The sequence below is a fragment of the Candidatus Allofournierella merdavium genome, assembly GCF_944382735.1.
Lineage (GTDB): Bacteria > Bacillota > Clostridia > Oscillospirales > Ruminococcaceae > Allofournierella_A > Allofournierella_A merdavium.
Map to the genome: position 1 here is coordinate 1 of NZ_CALWND010000010.1, position 19,890 is coordinate 19,890.

Consider the following 19,890-nt stretch of genomic DNA (forward strand, 5'->3'; position numbering starts at 1 on the left):
GGCTGCGCCATGTGGCCGGTACCCAGTGGGGTAACAAGAAGTATATGAATATGAAGCACCTGGAGGCTGCCGTTGAGGATGCCTCCATTGCCGGCTGACTTCATTCATCCCCGAGACTGCAAACCAATTTGCGAAAAATCCTTGACACTACCCTAGAACTCATTACCGGCATAGGCGCAAGCCTATGCCGGTGTGTTTTTGTACAAAAACAGGCGCGCTTTGATGAAAAAGTGCTTTCTGCTTTTGAACTGCTATATCTTCTTTTTAAACGCCCAAAACTTATTGATAATAAAGTTTAATGGGACACTGATGATAAGATTAATAAGCGGTGCGATATATTTGGATATCCCTGCGATCTCTATCCACAACCAAGACAAAATGTTATTTAATACAATGCCGGTGAACCCGTAGGCGATGTAGGTGCGCAACAACTTCGCAAGAATATCCTGTATGGAAGTATTTTTTGTTTTAAATACAAATTTCGAGTTCCAGTAAAAAGACCACATGACACTCAGAAAAAAGGCCACTATGTTCGCCGCGATAAAATCCCAAGGTACATGTCGCGGTTGGAGTAATTTCAGAACTATCACGTTTAAAAAGTATGATATCGCCGTATTGCTTACTCCAATAATTCCAAATTTGACAAATTCCACCATTGATTCCGCAAGCCGCGTATTGTTTTCTTGATGGATCAATTGCAACATTCCTATACAAAAAGAGTTAAACCATTTTTCCATTTGTCCAGTTCTATTCATCACTTGATTTTTCCGTAGACTTTTTGTTTCCTGAATCATCGAAATTCAATCGTTTTTCCTCAACAACCAGCGGACGATTGATAATTCGTGTGTTCATACTCATTATGTACTCTCCAAGCAGGCCAATAAAAAACAGTTGAATGCCTCCCAGGAAAAACACACCAATCAATATGGGAGCATTGCCAGCAATAAAACGGTTCCAGAATACAAGTTTTAACACAAGATAAACCATGGCAACTGCAAAACTGATTCCCGAAATAAAAAATCCCGAAAAAGTGGCCAGGCGGAGCCCGCCTTTTGTATAACTCGTAAAGCTCAGCATTGCAGCATCAAATAAAGAAAAGAAATTATTTTTTGTCTTCCCCGCTTTTCGCTTTTGTTGTTCATAGGGGATTTCCACATGATCCGGTGCATACTCTGCCACGATACCGCGGAGAAATGGTGTCGGGTCCTTTAGGGTTCGCAAAAGCTCAATAAAGCTTTTGTCATACAGCCCGAAGCCTGTAAAATGTTCTATCTGGTTAATCTCGCTCATTGCTTTTATCATTTTATAGTAAACACTACGAGCAAAATAAATGAGCGCATTCTCTTTGCTGCTTTTTTTAATCATGCATATAACTTTCGCCCCTTCTTCCCACTTTTGGACCATAGACGGTATCAATTCCACGGGATCCTGAAAATCGGCACACAATAGAACCACGCAATCCCCAGATGCCTGACACAGCGCATAATAGGGACTATTAAATTGTCCAAAATTTTTAATATTGAATATGGCTTTGATGTGTGTGTTCTCACTGCACAACTCGCGAATACGCGCGCGAGTATTGTCCTTTGACTTGTTGTCGATTAACAAAATCTCATAATCATATTTCGGCAGTGATTCTTTTAGGACATCACACACAGCAGCACAAATCGGCTGCACATTGTCCTGCTCATTATAGCATGGAATTACAATTGAGATCTTTTTCATTCAATTCACCGTCCGTCTATTTGTTAAAACCTTTCCAAAAGTTGCTTCCATGGTACAACAGTGCAACTTCTATTCTCTTTCACCTTCAGCGCTTTCGGTTATCAACCCAGAATGTTGTTTGTCAACTGCGCTAAGATGGTTTGGATTCCCTGCTTGAATGAAACTCTCGGTTGCCAATCCAGCTCGTTTATGAGTTTAGAAACATCCGGCCATATTGAAACCATTCCTGTTTTAGGATAGGGTACCACGCCAAACTGCAATTCGCTTTTCGTGTGGGTGATATCTGCCATCTCCAGCACATATTTTTTGAGCGGACGCGCATCTCCACTGCCGAAATTGTATACACCATCCGGACAATCCAAAGTGCACAGTCGTGAAAGAGCCTCGATCGCATCGTCAATATACAAAAAATCCCACATCTGCACACCAGCTGTAAGTTTGCACGGCCTGTTCGCAATCATATCACCCAATATGCTCATAATCATCGTACCAGGATAATCATTCGGGCCATACAGGCTGAAGAACCGGGGCTCTTTGTATTGGACCCCCAAATCAGAGCACATTGCCTTCACCTGCGCATAATATTCCAGTTTGGCTTTTCCGTATTCTGTGTTGGGGTGACACTCACTCGTTTCGCGGATCACCTCGGTGTGAGGGCCGTATTCCGCTTGTGATCCGGCCGTTACCACACGACCGCATCCCACTTTTAACACGGATTTCAGCCCGGCCACCGAGTATTTCACATTCGACTGCTGCCTGCCCCGCTCCATTCTGGAAGCCCCTCTTGTTCCATTCCAAGCGAGCGAAACAAAACAGTCGCAAGCTCCCACTTCATCGCCCAAGCGATTATACTCCTCCATTGGTAAACATACCTGTTTCACATTATCTGTTAGTTTACCTGGGGTGCGCACCACATGGATAACTTCCCACCCGCTTATTCGCAGTTTTTGGGAAAGGCACTGGCCAATAAAACTGTTCGCACCCGTAATTACAGCTTTCATCTGACTATCTCCAACATATCCAGAATTGTCTTTTCAAGTTTTTTCGCACTCAGGCCGTAGTAATCGCACAGATAGTCATGGCTGCCGACAATGTGAGGGAACTCATTTGGGATTCCCAGACATTTCAGTACAGCACCTGGGATATCACAGATTGCCTCTGCCACTGCGCCTCCCAGGCCGCCCCTGACCTGATGTTCCTCCACAGTAAAAACGCAATCCGCCTCTGCGGCGATTTTACGAACACTCTCTTCGTCCAAAGGGGAAACACAAGGTACACTGTAGGCTCCGGCGTCGATTCCCTGATTTTTTAACGCTTCACAGGCGCTTTTCACCTCGCTCGCGATTGGCCCGCAGCAAAATACAGCCACCTGCTTTCCAGGCAAAATCGTTTGGAGTTTGGTAATGTCAAAATTTTCTTCTTTCACGTACAAAACGGGCTCGCCTCTGCGGGCAAGGCGGATATAGCATGGTCCATCGTGCTCAATTGCAAATCTGGCAACAGCCAGAGCTTCTTGCGGATCCGCCGGAACCAGAACTGTCATATCCGGCAGTGCACGCATCATCGCGATATCCTCTGTGGCATGGTGTGACATACCCAACTGACCATATGCTACCCCACCGCCGACGGCGATGATTTTAACATTGGCATTGTGATAGCACACATCGTTGCGGATTTGTTCGATGCAGCGGAGCGTTGCAAAATTCCCGATCGAATAGGTGATAACGATCTCGCCAGATAAGGCCATTCCCGCCGCCATAGAAGTCATGGCCTGTTCGGCAATCCCAACATTAAAGAAGCGTTCAGGGTATTTTTCTGCAAATTCTTCTAAAACACTGTATCCCAGATCAGCCGTAATGACTGTGATTTTGTCGTTGCTCTGTGCGAGAGAAGTTATCTCATCAATGACTGCGTTTCTCATTTTTTCTGCTCCTCTAATTCCAAAACCGCGCGATCATAATATTCACCCTGCGGATCACGGTAATGCCAAAGCAATTGATTTTCCATAAAGGAAACGCCTTTTCCCTTTACTGTTTTTGCAATAATGCATCTGGGAGAGTGAGTCATCGGCATTTTCAGCGCCTTTTTGAGCTGATCATGATCATTTCCATTTTCCACTTCGATCACGTCCCAGCCAAAACTTGTCCATTTTTCTTTCAAAGGCTCCATGCGCATCAATTCTTCGCAGTTTCCCATCGCCTGCATACCATTGCGATCAACAATCACGGTAAAGTTATCCAACTGGTACTGATTGGCGACCAAGGCTGTTTCCCAAACCACCCCCTCATTGCACTCGCCATCACCTACCACTGCGTACACATGGTAATATGCATTTCTCCTCTTTGCCGCCATCGCCATTCCACAGGCGACTGCAACTCCATGTCCCAGGCTGCCGGTGGAAAATTCAACGCCCGGGACTCCGATATGAGAAACATGCCCGGAATACAAGCTTCCATCCCGATAATAAAGATCCAGATTCTCTTTGGGAAAAAATCCCATCTCCGCAAGGGCCGCATACACGGCCACCCCTGCATGACCCTTGCTTAACACAAAGCGGTCTCGATCTGCTTTGTTGGGATCCTTCGGATCCACGTTCATTATATCAGCATACAACACCGCAACAATATCTGTGACCGACAGAATAGCGCCAATATGGGATGCATGGGTGGCGTGCACCATGTCAATGGCATGCCTCCTGATTTTCCAAGCCAGCTCTTCACTTTTCATATTAAATTTCTCCAAGCTTATTTAGCATTTCTTCTATCCGCATTTCAATGGACATCGAGTTTTTAAGATAATTTCCGCTGTAAAAAGAAATGGCGCTTTTTAAGATTAAAATCATCAGCAGAATTTCTGTTGTTAATTCCAGTGAATAACCTGCTTTTAAGAAATACTCTCTCTCGCAAAAGCAGCGATGATTGAAAAACGTTAGCCAATACAGATAATCATAGCCTGGAATTCCCCAGAATCCGTCTTCCCAGTCAATTGCAATGCGTTTTCCTGTGTCCGTTTCAAGGATGTTTTTATCGCTCAGATCCCCATGGCAAATGCATCTCTGCAGATCCGGGATTTTCCTTTCGAAACGATGAAGTGCCTTCAGCGAATACTCTTTTAGTTCTTTAGAAAGCAACCCATGTGCATACAAAACATCGCTCTCTTTTTGCGCATTCTCTAACAGGTCCTCTATCGAATAGGCAAGGTTATTGGACGTAATAGAAAGCTTTGACGTCCTTGTCGCAAATATATTGGTCATTTGAAGCACTTCATCCGGGAGGATCTTTTGCTGCGGCGCCATTAAGAGATCCATAAACATATACGATTGATCATTGACATCGATCAGTTCCAAATAAAGATCCTGCCCATAAACGGTTTTGAACAGCCAATACTCTTGCTTTAAGGCAAGGCGATACGCTTCTTCCGGTATATGGGTTTTGGCAAACAACAGTTTTCCTGCGCTGCAACGGACCAGATATGTTATTCCCAAAGTACCACCTGACACAGGCGAGATTTCGCCATACAATCCGCGTTGCTGCAAAATGTGGTTGAGGCCAGTGAGCACCTGCTCACTGGCTTCTTCCACTGTCATGCTTTCCGTGTTCGAATTCTTGTCTAGTGCAGCTTGGTTCCGATAATAAAACAGTTTATTCAGCATAGTACTTCGCCAGATACGGGATCTTGTCATAACCAAAGTGGCGGGCCAGCGCAGCAGTGCCACATGCAATCTGATGCTTTTCAGCGTCACTCAGTTCCTCGACCATCTGTGCGTTATATTCTTCTGTGCTGCGCAAAACCGTTCCCCAAGGGGCGATGTTGGCCTCGATACGCTTGCCATTCCAACTAGGATAGAGCATCGACTCATTGAATTCCACGCCGATAAATTCCGCAACAGAATGCATGAATGCCTCTTTATCGTTCACTTCGTCCTCGTAACGGAAAATGCGTACATTTTCCGGATACATTTTGGCATACATTTCAACGGTCGAATGGTAGATATTCCAGGTGATCAAATACTTGCTCAGCGGCTGCGGGAAAGGCCGCCGCTTCGTATCGCGGTACGCCGAAAACGGATTGCGAATAATGTGCATGATTTTAATGTTGGGAAAATCCTTGATCATCCGCTCCGCATCAATGCCGATCGCCGGAGAATACCCAACATAAGTCATTCCTTCCTTGGGTTTCACATAATAATTCTTCCAGGCGTCGAATGTCGCTCTGAAGAACGCCTCGATTACCTCTTTTCGGCGATAATAGTCCTTTTCGCCAAGATAGGACACGAATGCGCGTTTGCGATCTTCTTCATCCAACTGCAAATCCGCATCTTTAAACTTGGAACCATTCCGCTTACGAAGAAACGTTTTCATCTCTTCGTCCATGATCTGCTCATAAAGCTCCTCGGGTTTCAGCCCCTCAGGAAACTGCGGGTATCGGTACTGTACACGCTCAACAGAAGCTAAGAAATCAGTGAAGTCCCTGTTGCCCAATTGGGACTCGAACGGATAGACCAGAAGATCAGGATGTCCGTCCAAGTGACGATGGGTCACGTTTCCACCATGCTCGAAGCCTGCCGAGATCATTACAAATTTAAAATTGCTCATTTTCACTTCTCCTTTTATTGTAGTGTTACTTTTTAGATGCAGAGAAAAGATACTCCGCTATCTGCCGATCCATTTCTTTTTGAACATTTCCCCCCTCTTTCCACACAAGCGACCAGCTTATGGTTTCGGCCACTGCCTTTTGTATATGCCAATGAGGCTTCCATCCGAAGATGGTTTTTAATTTTGTGCAGTCCAACTTTAGAAAAGTCGCCTCATGGGGTGCATTTTTTTCAGACAGGTTCTTCCATGTAGCTTCTGGCCCCCATACTTTGCAGAATATGTCGACCAACTGCCCGGTTGTAACGCAGTCACAGTCGTCTGGCCCCACATTGTACCAGCCTGCAAACTCTGGAGATTCCGTCTGCCGCTGCGCGATCATCAAATAAGCTATCAGCGGTTCCAGAACGTGTTGATAAGGCCTTGTCGAGTGGGGATTACGCACCTCGATGGGGCGTTTCTCCACTGCTGCACGAACGCAATCCGGAATAATACGGTCACGTGCAAAGTCACCGCCGCCGATCACGTTGCCAGCCCGCGCCGTAGATACGGGGATGCCGTTTTGCTTGAAGAAACTGTTTACATAGCTGTGCGTTACCAGTTCCGAGCAGGACTTGGAGTTGGAATAGGGATCGTATCCGTCCAGTGCCTCATCTTCCCGGTATCCCCAGCACCACTCCCGGTTCAGATAGACCTTATCGGTGGTGATATTCACCACCGACTGCACGGGGCCCCGTGCAAGGCGCACGCATTCCAGGAGGTTGACCGTTCCTATCACGTTTGTCTCATAGGTGAATACCGGATCCTCGTAGCTCGTGCGCACGATCGGCTGTGCGGCCAGATGCAGCACCACTTCCGGGCGTGCCGCATCAAAGGCTTTGCCCAGCTTTTCCCTGTCGCGAATGTCCCCAATGACCGATGTCATTTCCCCTTCCAGCCCCGCCAGAGAAAACAGGTTTGGCTCGGTGGGAGCTGGCAGAGAATAGCCGGTCACCTGAGCACCTGCATTCAGCAGGATCCGGCACAGCCAAGAGCCTTTGAACCCGGTATGTCCCGTCACAAACACCCGCTTGCCACGGTAAAAGTTCATGTCGACCATATCAGTTTTCCCACACCTTCCAGGGCGCTTTTCCGGACGCCCACAAATTTTCCAGGAGATTCTTCTCACGGACTGTATCCATGCACTGCCAGAATCCCGTATGACGGTAGCTCATCAGTTGCCCTTCATCCACCAGTCGCTCCAATGGGCGCGTCTCAAATACTGTGTCGTCGCCTTCCAAATAATCAAAAATATCCGGCTGCAACACCATGAATCCAGCATTGATGGCACTGCCATCGTTGCTCTGCTTTTCGCGGAAGCTCTTCACGGCCCCGTATTCGCTGATATCCAGAACGCCCTTTTGCTGTTTCTGTATCACCGCGGTAAGAGTTGCGATCTTGCCGTGCTGCTTATGGAACTCGACCAGCTTGCTGATATCCACATCGCACACGCCATCTCCGTACGTCATCATAAATGGCTCGTTTCCAATATACGGCTGCACCCGTTTGATCCGTCCGCCGGTCATGGTATTCAAGCCGGTATCCACCACCGTGACCTTCCAGGGCTCCGTGGTGTGGTTGTGAACGATCATCTCATTTTTTCCGCTGGTGAAATCGAAGGTGATATCAGAAGTATGAAGAAAATAGTCGGCAAAATACTCCTTGATAATGTGCTGTTTATAACCCGCACAAATTATGAATTCATTATAGCCATAATGACTATACAGTTTCATAATGTGCCATAGGATCGGATATTCTCCAATCTCTACCATGGGCTTGGGTTTGTACTGGCTCTCTTCTGTAATTCTCGTGCCGAGGCCGCCGGCCAGAATGACTACTTTCATGTTATCCCTCCACTTCCATCTGTGGTGCTGTTTTCGTGGTTGACCTGCGGCGTTTCTCCATGCATACACAAGCTACACAAATGATGATTGTCAAAGCGCTCAGAGCCACGCCTACATAAAACACGGTGGGAATAAAGCGAAATTCCACCGTATGTTCGCCTTCCGGCACGAAGCACCCCTGAATGAGCCCATTCACCTCATACACTTCCGTTTCTTTGCCATCCACGAAAGCCTTCCACCCGGGATAGTGTGTCTGCGAAAAATTAATGAAGCACTCGCTGTCAGTGGCGACTTGTGCACTTGCGGAGTTATTCTTCAATCGAATATCACTGATCTTCACCTGTGCTGCAGAGTAATCCCTATCCAGCCCGGATTCGAAAAGATAGCTGGTGTGCAGGATATCATAATTCTGCGTTTCTATATAAAGCTTTGCTCTTTCCGTTTCTGGAACGGAAATGACATTTTCAGGCGTATAGAACAAATCTTTAGCGAATAGATTTTCATAAATATTATATTTCTCCTGCTGCGAAACGAAGCGATACTGCTGTGGTTCTTCCGTCGATACTTCTTCCAAACAAACATTCGTAATTTTTAGTGGTTCAAGTGTGACTGCCACGATCCGAAAATTCACTGCTCTGACATCTTCACCCACAGGTGGGAACAGTGCGGTACAGGTGAGTTCCCCGTCCTCTGTGATAAAGTAGTGCATATAAGCCGGATGGTACTCTGTTCCAAAACTTAGATCCGCATAGAGTGTCTCGCCAGCTTTCTGCGCCTCCACCGTAAAGGATACCCGGTGATATTTGTCTCCCGCGATATCTACCCCAAAAATCGCAATTTGATATGTGTCCGCCGGAATCAGTTCTGCTTTACTTTGCTTGACAATGGTCCTGTCCACTCCGGTTACCTTCACACCCACATACTGTTCGGCGTTCATTTCTGGCGAAAGCATCACATACTTGACCCCTAACATGGACAATAGGTCGTTTTTCTGTGTCAAGATAATATCTGTATCTGAGAACTTATTGTATAAGCCCGACGCATTCATTGGGGCACTCTGACTACTTGTGCAATATTTGTATAAATTACCCAAATTCAAATTTGTATACGCATTCAATCCCTGGACGGGGTATGTCATGGAGGAATTATTAACGAGTTCAGTACATGAACCATCCGGACTCCAAACTTTATGGGTACCCACCTGCTCAATGAATTCGTCCGAAATCGCCCAGTTTTCTTCCACATTCGAAATATAGGCAAAGCTATAATAGGGCATGACCTGAATGATCATGATCGCCGCTACCCCAGCCGAAACGATATTTCGAGCACTCAGCTGAGTCAGCGATCCCCTTTTTCTTGCAAAGCAACATCCATAGAAAACCGCGAGATAGAGGAGCAGCAACGCCACCGGGACCTTGAATACCGACAGAATATCCAGCCGTTCTTCTGCACAGGGGAACACCTGCAAGGCATAGAGAAGCCCGACGACCAACACCAAGGCAGCGACGACAGCATTTGCCAAATTGATCCGCCGGGCAAATGCAGCATCTTCCCCAAATCTCTCCATTGCGCATCCTATCAGGACCAGCGCGGAAAAGGTAGCGATGAACAATGCGCGCGAAGGCACGCGGAACATATTCAGAGCCGGGATCCTGTACACGATTTGTGCCACAAACGGAATATTGCCCATACACGCGTACACCAGGCTGCCGGCCAGAAGGCCTGTCATCACACGGACTCGAAAGTCCTTTTTCCAGAGCGTGAAAGACGCCAGCAGGAGGGCGACCGCCGCCACACCAAGGACCAGTTCTGCGTCCATTCCGGACGAATAATTGTTTTCTATCAGCCCAGACCACACGTCTGCTCCGAAAAGCTGCGGGATCACGGCCATCAGCAATTTGACCGGGTGCAGGGAAACGCTTTTGAACGTATCAAACTCCATTGCTTCTCCGGATCCGCCTGCCAAATACAACATGAACTGTGCCGTTGGGAGAATGATGAGCATTACCATGCCAAAATATGCCGCGACCCATAGGATACCATGCTTGAGGATCTTCTTGACCTCGAATTTGCGATGGATCGCTCCCGCCAGGAGATAAAAAAACGCCGCAATATCCGTGTAAATCGCATACTGCAGGAACCCGCCCAAAAGCTGCAGCGCCATGGCGCCCGCGCACAAAAAGAGCCACTTGAGTTTGCGCCGTTGTAAATATCCTTCGGCAAAATACAGGATCACCGGCACATACAAAGCTGCTAGAATCAGCATCTCATGTTCTTTTCGATAACCGCCCATGTGCACCGTGAAGAGATACATCGTACTTACCATAGTCGCCACAAACGGAGAGCAGGAAATGCAACGCAAATATCGAAACATAAAGGCGCCACCCATGGCAAGATGGAGCGCAAAGAAAGCATATAACTGGACTCCAACTGGGACAAGGACAAGCAGCCAGTTGAATGGATACAGCCCTGGCGCTCCCGCCACGATGCCCCGAGGGGTTCCCCCCGCCAGATACGGATTCCAAAGGGGGAACTCACCTTCCACTATGGCATTTTTCATCCATGGCAAATCCGGAACGATTGTCGTAAGGCCATCACCATTTACAAACGTGTTCCCGGCCAGCAATTCATTCCAATACAAAACAAAAGGAATACTGAATCCCACTACCGCGACCAGAATCGTCAGCAGGAGGTCTTTTTTCGCCTGTGGGTTTTTCATATCTTTCTCCCTTCATTGTCGGGTTTGCATGGTGTCTTTTTGTTTGGAAATCAGACATGCCGTTTTATTTTGCGTTTTTCTTGGATTTAGGCCGAAACTTCCAAAGAAAATAAAGCAGAACGGCCCATGTGACCGTATTCAGAATGACGGCTGGAACATCAAGCGCTGTCATAAGACCTCCGGACCGCCCCGGTTCCATCCGGGACCGTTCAAACAAGACAGAAGCATTTTCCTCGTTCAGCATTCCCTTGTCGCGGAACCAGTACAAATTCTCCGAATCTACCAAGTCAAACTGAATCCACGCCTCATTGACTTCCTCCAGTTCCGGAATCTGGCTGCAGTCCACACGCACCTCGACTGGTTTTGTCTTTTTCCCCTGAAGGGTAACCGGGAACCGCTCATTCTCAAAGCGCAGCATAGTGCCTTGCTCGTCTAGAATGTGGTACGAAAGAAATATAGAATCATTATACCAACTCTTGTCGGCAAAAGCGAGTTCCACCTCAAAGTCCATTCCATCGGTTGTATAGTCCGCTTTTTTTATTATAATGAACACCTGTTCCCCGGCGAACACCACACAGCAAGCACACAGGAATAACAAGGCTATCGCCGTCGCAGTCATTTTTTTAGCCATGCCCATGCTCCTTTGCATGATCGATAAAACACTGGAACGCCTCAATATACTCCTGTGCCACCACCTCTTCCGTGCGGGATTCCATGTCTCGGTACATGGGCAGTTCCTGCTGATACAATTCCGCCTTGTGAGCCAGACCAAACCCGATTTTTTCCGCTATTGCATCAGGGTCGTTCGGATCAAACAGCATGACGTTTTCAAGCCCGTACTTTTGCACCACACTGCGCACCTGCGGGATATCGCTCATCACCGACGGAGTACCGACAGACATCCCTTCTCCAAAGGTAAAGGGGAAACCGCCCTCGTACAACGTGGGGTTGACCACAAGTTCCGCGCAGTGATACAAGGCCGCAAGCGCCTGGCCGTCCACGCCTTGAAACGCGATCACATCCGCCTGCATCCCATGCTGTTCTATATATTCGTACAGCTCCGGAACCATCTTCAAATCGCAGGTGAGCACAAGCTTCACATGGATATACCGCTCGGTAACGAGTTTGCGGTACGCCCGCAACAAATTCAGAATATTTTTGTAAGGGCGCGCCTGGCTGGCATAGAAAATATATTTAATTTCTCCCAATGAACAGCCTACGCTCAGATCCTGCCAATACTCCTTCCAGTATTTCATGTACGGCCAAAGCGTATCCAATTTTCCACGGGCAAACTCATCTGTAAAACTGATTTGGGCATTCAGCCTTTTTTCAATGGATGGATCGATCTGAATCCTGGAGAGCAATGTATTGGTGGGATGTTCGATCACACGCACCTGCTCTTTTCCGTAATGGTCATGCAATAAAGTGTCACGCAGATACTCACAGTATGTGACGAAGTACTCTCCTGCCTGAATCGTCGCCCTGCACGTTTGGGTCGACGATACAAAGCCCGGCTGGCCCGCACACAGATAGGGAAATTCTTCCGTCACCAGATCCGGGGCAGTAATCACCCGCACTTGATGCAATTTGCTGGATCCAGGCCAGAACAATGCCGGGACGAACCACACGTCCACATCCTGACGATTTGCCTTCTTTACCAGGGCTCCTACTGTTGCATCAACCAGTCTTTGATAAGCATACCTGTCCATCCCGATCCCTTTTCCAGAGATCCGCTGGGTGATGTACTGGATCTTATGATAAACTTTTTTTAGTGTGATCTTTTGTTTTTTCACCAACAACTTTGCCAGCTTCGCACTCCCGTATAGCAATGCAGCCAAAAGGGCAAAGGGCAACAGGAGACATGCCGCTAAAACGGCCAGAACACACATCAGGGCAAACAAGAACCCGTTGGAGAGACTGACCATATAGCCAACGCCTTTTTCCGCCAGGTCTACACCTGTCCGCAGGATACGATATTGTTTTACGCGCTTTTCCTTCTTGTGCAGGACTCCGAAAAAGTCCAATATCCCCCAAAAAACCGGAGTTCGTTCCAGCACCGCGAACTTCACCGCGTCATCCCGGATGTTAAAATCCCGGAACAGTTCGGTGATCGTATTCAAGGACCAGCGTGGGGTTACGATCAAGATCTCTTGGCCTTTTTCGGAAAACCCCTTTACAAGCCCTCCCAAATATCGGCCCAGCCCTTCCTGCCCCATTTTAGTCCTCGGGCCATATGCCAAAAAGATTCCTATCTTCATGTTTCAATATCCTCTGATCATCGAGCGAATTCTTGCATAGATTTGCGGATACTGCCCTTCTGCCATAAACTTTTTCAGCTCCTGGAATGTCGGCAGTTGTTTTGCCAACTTCCCAGCATTTTGTTCCATATACAAAAGCTGGTCCGCAATATCTTCCGCGTCTTGCGGGGCAAACATCGTCATTGAGGCGTTCAAGCGCGCATTCATATACTCCATCGGCGGGTACTGGGCAGTGACTGTGGGTACCCCCAACTGCAACGCATCGACGCAGGCACCGTTTCCATTGTCTGCAAAGCCAGGATGGAAAACAAACTTTGCTTTTTTCAGATACTGAAAATAAACTTCTTTGTCCTGCTCGCCCTTGATCACGATGTTCTTCCGCAAATTCTCACTCGTTTGTATGATTTTTCCGATTTCTCTTTCATACATCGACAAATCATGGTCAACGCGGCCGTTCCATCCGTCATCTGCGCTGTTTTCCTTATGCTGCGCCGCAAACCTTTCTGTGTTGACACCGGTCACGAAACACTTCAGTTTTCCTCCCCGCGCATAGTATAACTCCAGCGCCTCCAATGCTCTGCGGTGATTTTTATGCAGTGAAGTATTTGTGGGCCAAACAAAATAGTCCTCTTCGATTTCCAGGTCAATAAGCTTGTCCGGTTGTATCATTTCGTATACCGGGGGTATTTCAACCACATTTTGTGGGTTGATCCCGCAATATGTGGTCGCTTCCTCACGCATATACGGTGTAGTGACGATGACATTATTGGCCTTTCGGTTGTTGATCTGCCGAAGGGCTTCATACGAGAGGTCAAACATGCCCGGAATATACCTTTGGATCACGTCGTGCACAACGATCGCATACTTGGTGGGGCAAAAAAAGGGCAACGGCAAGCGGTCCGAAGCAAAAATGCAGTAATCAAAGTTCTGAAGGGACTGTATGCCATCCTCCATCACATAGCTCTCTCCCGGCAGGATTCGGCTATCGTATCCCTTGATCGCAGCAAGTGCCTCAAACCAAATTTTATTCTTTTTGCTCCAGCGAAAGCGCTGCGTTTGAATACCAGCATTTCGCACCCGCCTGAAATAATCATGTTTGGCGTAGACCGGGGTATCCACATAATAAAGTACGATTTTCACCGCATCGCCCTGATCTGCCGCCCCTTTTTGTATCGCGAGCGTCAGGCGGATCGCAAAATCCAAAACACCGCCGGTGTAAGCCATGGGCAGAACAATTGCAATTTTGGCTTCAAAGGCCTTTGTCGCCATTTGGACGGAGGCCCTCCGTTCGATCAACTCTTGAAAATGCATAAATGCGTTGCGCCAATGCATCTCGCAGAATTGCCGGCCAAACGTATCCAGAAGGCAGCCTTGCTTGTCCACGATACGCTTGGCAAGCCTCATGTCCCCATTCGAGAGCCTGCGAAGCATCGCCCGTGCCTGTGGGATCGTCTTGCATCGTCCGGGCAGATTGCTCCCGCCGATGCGATCCAGCATTCCCCCTGCCATAAATACCAGCGGCATCCCGTTGGCTACTGCCTCCAAAGGGTGATAGTGCAGATGACGAGGCTCCCTCGAATGATAATACATCGCGGCCAGATGCCGCATATTGTATTCGTACTGCTCCTTGGGCAAAAACCCCATCACCGCGGGGTCATCAGGAACCGGGATCATCTGGGCGCCACCTATAACATGGGGGAGCATCCCGAAATCCCGTTTGAAATCCTGGTACACCTTGCGGTAGTAGGAGTTCGTATTGATCTTCGGGCCAATAAACAGGATGCGCTTGTCCCCGCCGGTCCAGATTTTATCCACGCGATCGTGCTTTAGGCCGATCGGCAGGTACACATACTGTTTTTTAAAATAATCACACTCCACTTCGGGAAGGTTTTCATATGTGGCGCCAAACCAGAACCGATCACCCAAGCGGATGATGTCCTCAAGCAGCGAAACGCTTTGCCCACCGAAAAGCCTGGTATAATCAGTGGTCGCATCCAAGCCGAAAGCCTGCAAGACCATCAACCCTTTAAACGTCCTCACCAGCATTTTGATCTGCGGAACAAACGCGCCGAAGATCGCCATATCGAAATATCGGTTCATGATCTCGATGGCTCTTGCCGGCAACCGCTCCGCATACATATCACATTCATTGAGATATGCCAGATCCTCCTGGGGGATCGACAAAGAAGAATCATACTCCCAAGTGACAGAAGCGCTGAGATCACCAAATGAATATTGATAGATCTTCGGGGTAAAAACCTCATACCCCATTTCGATCAGCATGGGAACCTCGAATTCCCTCAATGTGGTGTGATTCAGCAGCCACAGAATCCGTTTCTTCATGTCAATTTCCCCTGTCTGTATGTTGCGAATATGCGTATAACGCGTCATCGGGCTTGCCGTCGAACACTACGCGCCCATTATTCATAACAATGCATCGATTGCACACTTCACGCATCATGTCAAGGTCATGCGTTACAAAGACCATGATCTTGGCCTCGTCCATCAGTTCCATAATGCGTTTCTTCGCCCTCTTTTGAAAGGAGGCGTCACCAGCACCAACGATCTCATCCAACAGCAGTATCTCACCGGAAAGGCAGGTGGACACTGCGAAGGCCAGACGGACAGCCATACCGGTGGAATACGCCTTGATCGGATAATCAATGAATTCTCCGATATCGGTGAAGCGAATGATCTCGTCCTGTTTTTCTGCGATCTCTTCCGGCGTAGCCCCCAATAACAGCCCGCGGTAAAGGATATTTTCCCGTCCGGTGGATTCCAGATCGAATCCAAGGCTGATATCAAACAGCGCTCGTATCTTGCCGACCACCTTGATGTTGCCTTTTTCAATGGGATAGACGCCCGCGATCGTTTTAAGAAGCGTGCTTTTGCCGGCACCATTGTGGCCGATCACCCCGATCCGGTCGCCGTCCGTCGCCAGAAGGTTGAAATCGTTCAGCGCGTGCACATCTTTCAAAAGCGCCGTCGTTTTTTCTCTCTTCAACCACGAAAAGAAATCCTGCTTGATGGACCGCGCATTGTAAACATTGGACGGATAGGACATATCCACATGTTCCATAAGGATCTCGCACTCTGCCATACTCTCAGTTCCTCAAATGTAGAAGATAATGTCTCTGGCCTGCTTTTTGTTGATCTTGTAGGCCGCCAAAACGAACACGCCCACAAACACAAAGCAGAACAGGTAATCCTGCAATGTGGGAAGGATCCCATCCAGGAAAGGGGCCCGCACCAGCTGCAGCATATGGGTGATCGGGTTCAGCTGAAACCACGTTGCCAAAAGCGGGACTGTTTCAAACATCTCCTTCTGAAAAAACACGGGGGAGACGTACCAGAGCGTTTGCAAGATCAGCGGTGCCAGCTGGGGATAGTCGCGGTATTTGGTGCCAATAAACGCGGAGATCGTTGTGCCGGCCCACGCGAATATAAAATAAATCAGCAGCGTGAGGGGGAGCGAGAAGACCGCCACCAGAAGATTCAACGGAGCGATGACCAAAATCCACAGCACCAGCGCGATGAGGGCGATCAAAAACGAAATGGTGTACACGATCGCACTTTTCAGCGTGTAGATCGTGACCGGATGATTGAACTGTCGGATATAGGCATCGTTGGCCACGATCGAATAACTTCCTGCGATCAGGGAATTGGAAAACACATCCCAGCATAGAATACCAGAAAGCACATAGGGAGCGTAGGATGCGATATCCGTTTTGAACGCCGTGGCAAACACCACCGACATAATCGCCGTCAGACACAGGGGATTCACAAACGTCCAGAGGATCCCCAGTTTGGACCTGCGGAACTTGTTTTTCAGCTCAATGCGTGCCAGATGGGTCCAGAAATAGCGGGACTCATACAGTCTCTCGATGTACCGTTTCAAGATATTCTCCTTACGCTTCCTGTTCCAGGATTTCTTTCAGGCTCTCCACGATGTAGCGCACCTGTTCCTCGGTCAGCTTGCCGTGGGAGGGCAGGTTGATGCCCCGGGAGGAAACGCTCTCCGCCACCGGAGCGTGGACAGAGTCGTCCTTGTAAGGGGGCATGATGTGCATGGGGTAGAACAGCGGGCGCATCTCAATGTTGTGCGCCTCCATCTGTGCCATCACCTCGTCGCGGCTCAGTTTCACCGATTCGGACAGGATAACGGAGTTCATCCAATACACATGATTCGCCTGTGCAGGGACAGCCTGGGTGGACACCAGGTCGCCCAGCATGGGGAGGTATTTTTCATACAGCGCGGCCACCCTCTTGCGCTGTGCCAGGTGCCACTGCACGTTCTCCAGCTGGGCCAGGCCCACCGCCGCCTGCAGGTTGGTCATGCGGTAGTTGTAGGCCACCGTGGTATGCCAGTAGCGCTTGTGGGGATCCACGCCCTGCGAGCGCAGAAGCTTCATGCGCTCATACAGTTTTTCGTCGTTGGTGGTCAGCATTCCGCCTTCGCCGCTGGTGATGATCTTGTTGCCGAAGAAGCTGAAGGAACCAATGTCCCCCATGGAGCCGACGACCTTCCCGTTCCAGGCGGCGCCGTGGGCTTCGGCCGCGTCCTCGACCACAGCGAGGTTGTGTTTGCGCGCGATGGACATGATCTTGTCCATATTGCAGGGCAAACCATACAGGTGCACCGGGATGATCACCTTGGTCTTGGAGGTGATCTTTTCCTCCAGCTTGTCCGCATCCAGATTCCAGGTATCCGGTTCGCTGTCCACGAACACAGGCGTGGCGCCGCAGTAAGTCACCGCGTTCGCCGTGGCGATATAGGTCAGGGTGGGCATGATCACCTCATCCCCCGGCCCCACGCCCAGTGCCAGCAATGCCAGGTGAAGGGTCACGGTGCCGTTGCAGCAGGCAAGCGCATATTTGGTGCCGCAGAACTCCGCGAATTTCTTTTCAAATTCCGAGATAAAGCGGCCATTCGCGGAGATCCAGCCTGTGTCGATGCACTCATCCACATACTTTTTCTCATTGCCGTTCAAAATCGGGGTCGCAATCGTAATCCGCTCCATTTTTATTCCCTCACTTTTTATTTTCCTTGTTTGATCGTTTGACCACGGCGGGCGTGCCCACCGCCAGACAGTCGGACGGAAGATCGGAGATCACCGTGGCGCCCGCGCCCACCATCGTGTTTTCCCCGATGGTTATGTAGTCAATGACCCGTGTGCCGGTGCCCAAAAACACATTCTGCCCAATGTGTGTGCTGCCCGAGACCGCGCATCCCGGCGCGATGTGGCAAAAATCCCCGACCCGGCAGTCATGGTCCACCGAACAGTTCGTATTGATGATGCAGCCTTTGCCGATCTTTGCGCCCGCATTGACCACAGCGCCCGGCATGACCACCGTGCCCGCTCCGATTTGGGCGTACCCGGAGATCACGGCGTGCCGGCTCACCAGAGAGATGATCTCGTAGCCGATCGCCTCCATCTTTTCCTGCACCTTTCGGCGCACCGCATTGCTCCCGATCGCCACGAATCCGTAGCGTGCGCCCTGCCGATACAATCGCTCAAGGTCTTTGTCGGTGCCGATCACGGGGATATCGAAAATGCGTTTTTCCTGATCGCTGTCGATCAGTCCCATCACCTTGTAGTCCGTGCTGCCCAGGAGAATGTCCAGCACCACCTTGCAGTGAGCGCCGGCGCCTGCCACAACCACTTCGTTCATCGTTTATCTCTCCAGTAGTCTTTCCAAATCCTTGTTCACGATCTCCGCCACCATCTCTTCAAACGTATATGTGGGCTTAAAACCAATGGTTTTTGTTATCTTGGCGGGATCGCCCACGATCCGGTCGTCCTTGACGTTCCTGCACAGCTTTGGATTGACCCGGATCATCAGCCGGCCTGTGGCGGCGTCCCTCGCGGTCTCATCCATTCCCTCGCCTTCCCATGCCAGCGTGATCCCCGCTGCCTGGAAGGCGGTTTGTGCAAATTCCTTCACCGTATGTCCAACACCGGTGGCCACCACATAATCATCCGGCTTCGGCTGCTGCAGCAGCATCCACATCGCCCGCACATAATCCGCCGCGTGGCCCCAGTCGCGCACCGCGTACAGATCGCCCAGTTCCAGCGCGTCCTGACGGCCCAGCTTTAATTCCGCCGCAGCCTTGGCGATCTTTCGCGTGACGAATTCAGGAGACCGGCGCGGAGACTCATGGTTGAACAGGATCCCGGAACAGGCATACAGCCCGTAATGCGCCCGATAATTGCTTACCGTCCAGTGCGCGAACACCTTTGCGGTGCCGTAAGGGTTGCGCGGGCAGAAACTGCTGTCTTCGTTCAGCGGGTTGTTGGGATTGTCGCCGAACATCTCGCTGGAAGATGCCTGGAAGAGACGGATGTTCGGGTCCAGCACCCGGACCGCTTCCAGCAGGCGTGTGACGCCGATCGCGTTGACCTCGGCCGTGAGCGAGGGCTGGATCCATGAGATCGGGATTTCCGACAGGCCGGCCAGGTTATAAATTTCCTCCGGCTTGGCCTGGCCGATCGCATTGATCAGACTTGTCAGATCCATCAGATCCGCATACAGCTGATGATACCTGGGGTTTGCGAGCAGGTCGTTGTCCTGCTGGTACCTTGTTTTCTTTCGCATGACGCCATAGACCTGATACTCCTGTTCCAACAGGTGCCGCACCAGATAATACCCATCCTGCCCGTCGCTTCCAAAAATCACCGCAGTTTTCATTGTGGCAACTCCTATCGCCCGTG

18 protein-coding genes are annotated in these 19,890 nt (G+C 49.5%); all 18 read right to left on the minus strand.

What is annotated here, in order from left to right:
* Window positions 1-251 precede the first annotated feature (251 nt).
* Window positions 252-794, minus strand: coding sequence for a GtrA family protein (locus tag ACH2A7_RS09385; RefSeq protein WP_394961590.1), 543 nt, complete (start codon window positions 792-794; stop codon window positions 252-254).
* Window positions 748-1,725 (minus strand): glycosyltransferase family 2 protein, encoded by a 978-nt coding sequence (locus tag ACH2A7_RS09390; RefSeq protein WP_394961591.1) that lies wholly within the window; start codon window positions 1,723-1,725, stop codon window positions 748-750. Before ACH2A7_RS09390 ends, ACH2A7_RS09385 begins: the two co-directional genes overlap by 47 nt.
* A 101-nt stretch (window positions 1,726-1,826) precedes the next feature.
* Window positions 1,827-2,726: an NAD-dependent epimerase/dehydratase family protein gene (locus tag ACH2A7_RS09395; RefSeq protein ID WP_394961593.1), complete on the minus strand. Its 900-nt coding sequence runs from the start codon at window positions 2,724-2,726 to the stop codon at window positions 1,827-1,829.
* Entirely contained in the window at window positions 2,723-3,646 is a 924-nt protein-coding gene (locus ACH2A7_RS09400; RefSeq protein WP_394961594.1) for a transketolase family protein, read from the minus strand. The genes ACH2A7_RS09395 and ACH2A7_RS09400 overlap by 4 nt, the downstream gene beginning before the upstream one ends.
* Window positions 3,643-4,452, minus strand: a complete 810-nt coding sequence (locus ACH2A7_RS09405) for a transketolase (RefSeq protein WP_394961595.1) — start codon at window positions 4,450-4,452, stop codon at window positions 3,643-3,645. The genes ACH2A7_RS09400 and ACH2A7_RS09405 overlap by 4 nt, the downstream gene beginning before the upstream one ends.
* Window position 4,453: 1 nt before the next feature.
* Window positions 4,454-5,305 carry a phosphotransferase family protein gene (locus tag ACH2A7_RS09410; RefSeq protein WP_394961596.1) on the minus strand — a complete coding sequence of 284 codons (852 nt, stop codon included), beginning with the start codon at window positions 5,303-5,305 and terminating at the stop codon, window positions 4,454-4,456.
* Window positions 5,306-5,366: 61 nt separating this feature from the next.
* On the minus strand, window positions 5,367-6,320 hold the full coding sequence (locus ACH2A7_RS09415; protein ID WP_394961598.1) for a sulfotransferase family protein: 954 nt from the start codon (window positions 6,318-6,320) through the stop codon (window positions 5,367-5,369).
* Window positions 6,321-6,345: 25 nt separating this feature from the next.
* A complete protein-coding gene (rfbG, locus tag ACH2A7_RS09420) occupies window positions 6,346-7,416 on the minus strand; it encodes a CDP-glucose 4,6-dehydratase (RefSeq protein WP_394961600.1) in 1,071 nt (356 codons plus the stop codon).
* Window position 7,417: 1 nt separating this feature from the next.
* Window positions 7,418-8,200 (minus strand): glucose-1-phosphate cytidylyltransferase, encoded by a 783-nt coding sequence (gene rfbF / locus ACH2A7_RS09425; protein ID WP_394961602.1) that lies wholly within the window; start codon window positions 8,198-8,200, stop codon window positions 7,418-7,420.
* Window position 8,201: 1 nt separating this feature from the next.
* Window positions 8,202-10,919: a YfhO family protein gene (locus tag ACH2A7_RS09430; protein WP_394961603.1), complete on the minus strand. Its 2,718-nt coding sequence runs from the start codon at window positions 10,917-10,919 to the stop codon at window positions 8,202-8,204.
* Between the two features lie 64 nt (window positions 10,920-10,983).
* The gene (locus ACH2A7_RS09435) at window positions 10,984-11,550 is read right to left on the minus strand and encodes a hypothetical protein (protein ID WP_394961605.1); all 567 of its coding nucleotides are present in this window, start codon (window positions 11,548-11,550) and stop codon (window positions 10,984-10,986) included.
* Window positions 11,543-13,177: a glycosyltransferase gene (locus tag ACH2A7_RS09440; RefSeq protein ID WP_394961606.1), complete on the minus strand. Its 1,635-nt coding sequence runs from the start codon at window positions 13,175-13,177 to the stop codon at window positions 11,543-11,545. The genes ACH2A7_RS09435 and ACH2A7_RS09440 overlap by 8 nt, the downstream gene beginning before the upstream one ends.
* A 3-nt stretch (window positions 13,178-13,180) precedes the next feature.
* Window positions 13,181-15,520: a hypothetical protein gene (locus ACH2A7_RS09445; RefSeq protein ID WP_394961607.1), complete on the minus strand. Its 2,340-nt coding sequence runs from the start codon at window positions 15,518-15,520 to the stop codon at window positions 13,181-13,183.
* 1 nt (window position 15,521) lies between these two features.
* The gene (locus ACH2A7_RS09450; RefSeq protein ID WP_394961608.1) at window positions 15,522-16,277 is read right to left on the minus strand and encodes an ABC transporter ATP-binding protein; all 756 of its coding nucleotides are present in this window, start codon (window positions 16,275-16,277) and stop codon (window positions 15,522-15,524) included.
* Between the two features lie 12 nt (window positions 16,278-16,289).
* Complete coding sequence (locus ACH2A7_RS09455) at window positions 16,290-17,075, minus strand: ABC transporter permease (RefSeq protein WP_394961610.1); 786 nt, start codon at window positions 17,073-17,075, stop codon at window positions 16,290-16,292.
* A 10-nt stretch (window positions 17,076-17,085) separates the two neighbouring features.
* Entirely contained in the window at window positions 17,086-18,198 is a 1,113-nt protein-coding gene (locus tag ACH2A7_RS09460; RefSeq protein ID WP_394961612.1) for a DegT/DnrJ/EryC1/StrS family aminotransferase, read from the minus strand.
* A gap of 10 nt (window positions 18,199-18,208) precedes the next feature.
* Window positions 18,209-18,850, minus strand: coding sequence for an acetyltransferase (locus ACH2A7_RS09465; RefSeq protein ID WP_394961614.1), 642 nt, complete (start codon window positions 18,848-18,850; stop codon window positions 18,209-18,211).
* A gap of 3 nt (window positions 18,851-18,853) precedes the next feature.
* A complete protein-coding gene (locus tag ACH2A7_RS09470; RefSeq protein WP_394961616.1) occupies window positions 18,854-19,867 on the minus strand; it encodes a GDP-mannose 4,6-dehydratase in 1,014 nt (337 codons plus the stop codon).
* Window positions 19,868-19,890 lie beyond the last annotated feature (23 nt).